This is a genomic window from Desulfovibrio cuneatus DSM 11391, assembly GCF_000430005.1.
In the GTDB taxonomy this organism is placed as follows: Bacteria; Desulfobacterota; Desulfovibrionia; order Desulfovibrionales; family Desulfovibrionaceae; genus Frigididesulfovibrio; species Frigididesulfovibrio cuneatus.
The window spans coordinates 1-3,505 of the sequence record NZ_AUCY01000066.1 but is presented as its reverse complement, the minus strand read 5'-3'; the positions used below and the strand labels follow the sequence as shown (position 1 = coordinate 3,505).

The following is a 3,505-nucleotide window of genomic DNA, read 5'->3' as shown; positions in this document are numbered from 1 at the left end:
CACGAGCTTTTTTTGAAGCAGGAGTGGACTCTTCCGTCCTCGACTGTTTCAAAAAAAGTGAAGTAACGCCGCCAAACGGAATAAATCAGCGTTTCCCCACCCCATCATTATATAAGGATACCAAAATGACCTACGACCCTAGCGACCATGAAGACGGAACAACACAAACGGAAATTGATGTGCTGGAAGCAAACGGCTTCAAGCACTACCCCTACACCTCGGAATTTGTGAATGCTGAAGATACGGAAGTGTGCATCACCCTGCACATTCGCAAACCCCAGCGCCAGCACATTCTGCGCATTGCCAAGGCGGGCAAAGACAAAAGCATGGACACCCAAAAAGAAGTGCTGGTTGAACTTACCGCGCCGGATGAACGCGACAACGCCCGCAAAACCTTTGAACAATACCCCTTGGTGGCAGCCTCCTTTGCCGACGAAGTGTTCAAAAGCGCAGGCATGGGCAGCGTGCGCAAGGGAAAGTAGAAGGGGCCGGGGCCGCCGCCATGTTGGAGGCGGCCCTGCTGCATGGCGGCCTGGTGCGCCGCTACCTGGGGGTTGCCCCGGCAGAGAATATGGAAGACTTCATGCCACAGCTTGAAATGGCCCTGGCCCTGGAAAAACGGGAATTGGAAAATTTGAGTACGCTCATAGGTAACGCAGTCGCCAAGGCGTTTGGTGCCAAAAATTAATAATCAAGTAAACCTTAAAGCCGACGGCAGTCGCGAGCGTTAGCGAGCCGTGGAGTGAGGGCGGAGGGTGCGGGCAGCTTTGCTGCCCCGCACATCTCCACGCAGCCCGAACGGAAAAAAGGAAAATAACATGGAAGGCATGGTCGTCAACGCCATATTCAGCTTGCAAGATTTGCTCTCCGGCGGCCTTGCCCGCATCCAGGGTATGCTGAAAAAAACAGATGGCATGATAGGCTCCCTTGGTGCCAACATGGGGGCGCTGGCCCGCGCCATGGCCCCCCTGGCCATGCTTTTTGCCGCCCTGGCCTTGGGGCTTGGCTTTGCCACAGGCAAGGCCATGGCCTTTGAAAGTGCCATGGCCGACGTGGGCAAAGTAGTGAACTTTGAAACCCAGGCCGACTTTGACGCCATGGGCGAAAGCATCCTGGGTATGTCCACCCGCATTCCCATGGCTGCGGAAGGCATAGCCGCCATTATTGCCAGTGCTGCCCAAAGTGGCGTTGCCAAACAAGACCTTGCCGAATTTGCCGAACAAGCCGCCAAAATGGGCGTGGCCTTTGACTTAACAGGCGACCTGGCCGGAAAAATGATGGCAGACTGGCGGGCAGGTATGAACCTGGCCCTGCCACAGGTATACGCCCTGGCCGATGCCGTGAACCATCTTTCCAACAATATGAACGCCACGGCCCCGGCCCTGGGGGAAGTTATCCAGCGGGTAGGGCCACTGGCCGTTACCTGCGGCCTGGCGGAAACACAGGTGGCCGCCCTGGGCGCTGCCTTTCTTTCCGCCGGGGCCAGCCCGGAAATTGCTGCCACTGCCCTGAAAAGGTTTACCTCCACCCTGGTAAAAGGCGAAGCCATGAGCAAACGCGCCCGTGGTGCGTTTGGCGACCTCGGCCTGTCTGTCACCCAAATGGCGAAGGACATGCAAACAGATGCCCAGGGCACCATTTTCAAGGTGCTGGAAGCCATTGCCAACAAGCCTAAGGAATTGCAGGTTTCCCTGCTTACAGAAATGTTTGGGGAAGAAAGCATTGGGGCCATTGCGCCGCTTCTTGCCAACATGGGCAACCTTTCCCAGGCGTTTAACTTGGTGGGCAACGCTGCCAATTTTGCAGGCAGCATGCAGGATGAATTCAACACCCGCAGCAAAACAACAGAAAATAGCCTGCAACTGCTTTCCAACCGCTTCTATGCCCTGGCAGTCATCATTGGCAACGTCTTTCTGCCTTATGTTTCTGAAGCAGCCAACTGGCTGGGGGAAGTGGTGGACAGCATCCGCAACCTCTTTGCCACCCCCGGTGGCCAATGGTTTTTGCGCATGGCCGGGGCCGTTGCCAGTGTTGTTGTGGGCATTACCCTGTTTGCCGGGGCCATATGGGCCGTGGGCGCGGCCATGCCCTTCCTCAGCGCAGGCATTGGGGCCCTTAAAGGGGCCTTGCTTGGCTTAGGGGCCCCGGTGTGGCTGCTCATGGGCCTCGGCTATGGCCTGTACCTTGCCTATAAAAACAACTTTGGCGGCATGGCAGATACTGTCAACCGCTGGTACGACACCATTTCTCTGGTGTGCCAGGGGGTTGTGGCCGTGTTCAAAACCCTCTCCGGCGGCAGCGGGGAAATTCGCGGGGAACTGGCGGAAAAAATTGAAGCCGCCGGGCTGGTGGGCCTTGTCACCAATGCCAGCAAACTGGCTGCCCGGTTCCGCTGGTTCTTCAAGGCAGCGTTTATGCAGGTGCAGGAACACCTGTTTGCATTCCGCCAGCGCTTTGGTGCCGTTCTCGATAAGTTTGGCAACGCCTTTGCCCGCATAGGAGAGCGCATCAGCCGGGTGCTGGCCATGCTTTTTGGTGGGGAAGTCACCAGCGGAACCGATACCTGGTTTCGCCTGGGGTCACTCCTGGGTACTGTTGTGTGTGGTGCCCTGGATGCCGTGGCCTGGGCATTGGAACAGCTCCTTATTCCCCTGGAAATTGGCATAAACACCTTTGATTTGTTGTGCGCATTGTTCACCGGCGACCTGGCCGGGGCCGCCACCGCTCTGCGCAGCATGGTAGAAAACATAGGCCAAGCCCTTATCAATCTGGCAAGCTGCCTTGGCTTTGGGGAAGAAATGAAGGCCGTGTGGAATGATGTCATGGCCTTTCTGGACAGCATCAACCTGTTTGAATGCGGGGCCAAAATCCTGGGCACGTTGGTAGATGGCATTAAAAGCGCCAAAGACGGGCTGGTTAACAGCGTTTCTGATGCGTTCTCCAGCGTGCGTGAATACCTGCCGTTTTCCGACGCCAAACGCGGCCCATTTTCCGACCTCACCGCCAGCGGCGCTGCCATTTTGGGCACCCTTGGCCAAGGCATCACCGGGGCGGAAGGTGGCTTTATTTCCCGCATTGCCGGGGCTTTTGACCAGGCCAGCGCTTTTGCCCGCATGGGGCTGGAAGAAGCAGGTTCCCTACTCTTTCCGGGGCTGGAGCCTGCTTATGCCCCGGCTCTGGCCACCGGGCAGGCAGCGCCCCCGCCTGCCACTGTGCCCGGCAGGCAGGCCGCTGGCGGGCAGGGGGGGCGTACCATCACCATCAGCAACCTTACCGTCACCCTGCCCAGTGTTACCAATGGGCAAACCTTCATGGACGAACTGAAGAACTTTTTAGAGCAGTACGACGCAGACGACCAATAAACTTATTGGAAACGCTCAGTTTTTCGTTTGGCCTCGTTACTTCACTAAAGCCGACGGCAGTCGCGAGCATAGCGAGCCGTGGAGGGAGGGCGGAGGGAACAGACAGCTTTGCTGGCTGTTCATCTCAACGTAGCCCGAACGGA

The 3,505-nt window shown here is 57.3% G+C and carries 3 protein-coding genes; all 3 read left to right on the top strand.

All coding sequences use genetic code 11. The features are described 5' to 3' along the window. Positions 1-125: 125 nt before the first annotated feature. The 3 genes from G497_RS0112440 to G497_RS0112425 all read left to right on the top strand — a co-directional run bounded on the left by G497_RS0112440 (position 126) and on the right by G497_RS0112425 (position 3,362). Entirely contained in the window at positions 126-482 is a 357-nt protein-coding gene (locus G497_RS0112440; RefSeq protein ID WP_027188383.1) for a DUF6848 family protein, read from the top strand. Between the two features lie 20 nt (positions 483-502). Continuing rightward, entirely contained in the window at positions 503-688 is a 186-nt protein-coding gene (locus G497_RS0112435; RefSeq protein WP_027188382.1) for a hypothetical protein, read from the top strand. A gap of 130 nt (positions 689-818) precedes the next feature. After that, on the top strand, positions 819-3,362 hold the full coding sequence (locus G497_RS0112425; RefSeq protein ID WP_027188381.1) for a phage tail tape measure protein: 2,544 nt from the start codon (positions 819-821) through the stop codon (positions 3,360-3,362). Positions 3,363-3,505: the final 143 nt, after the last annotated feature.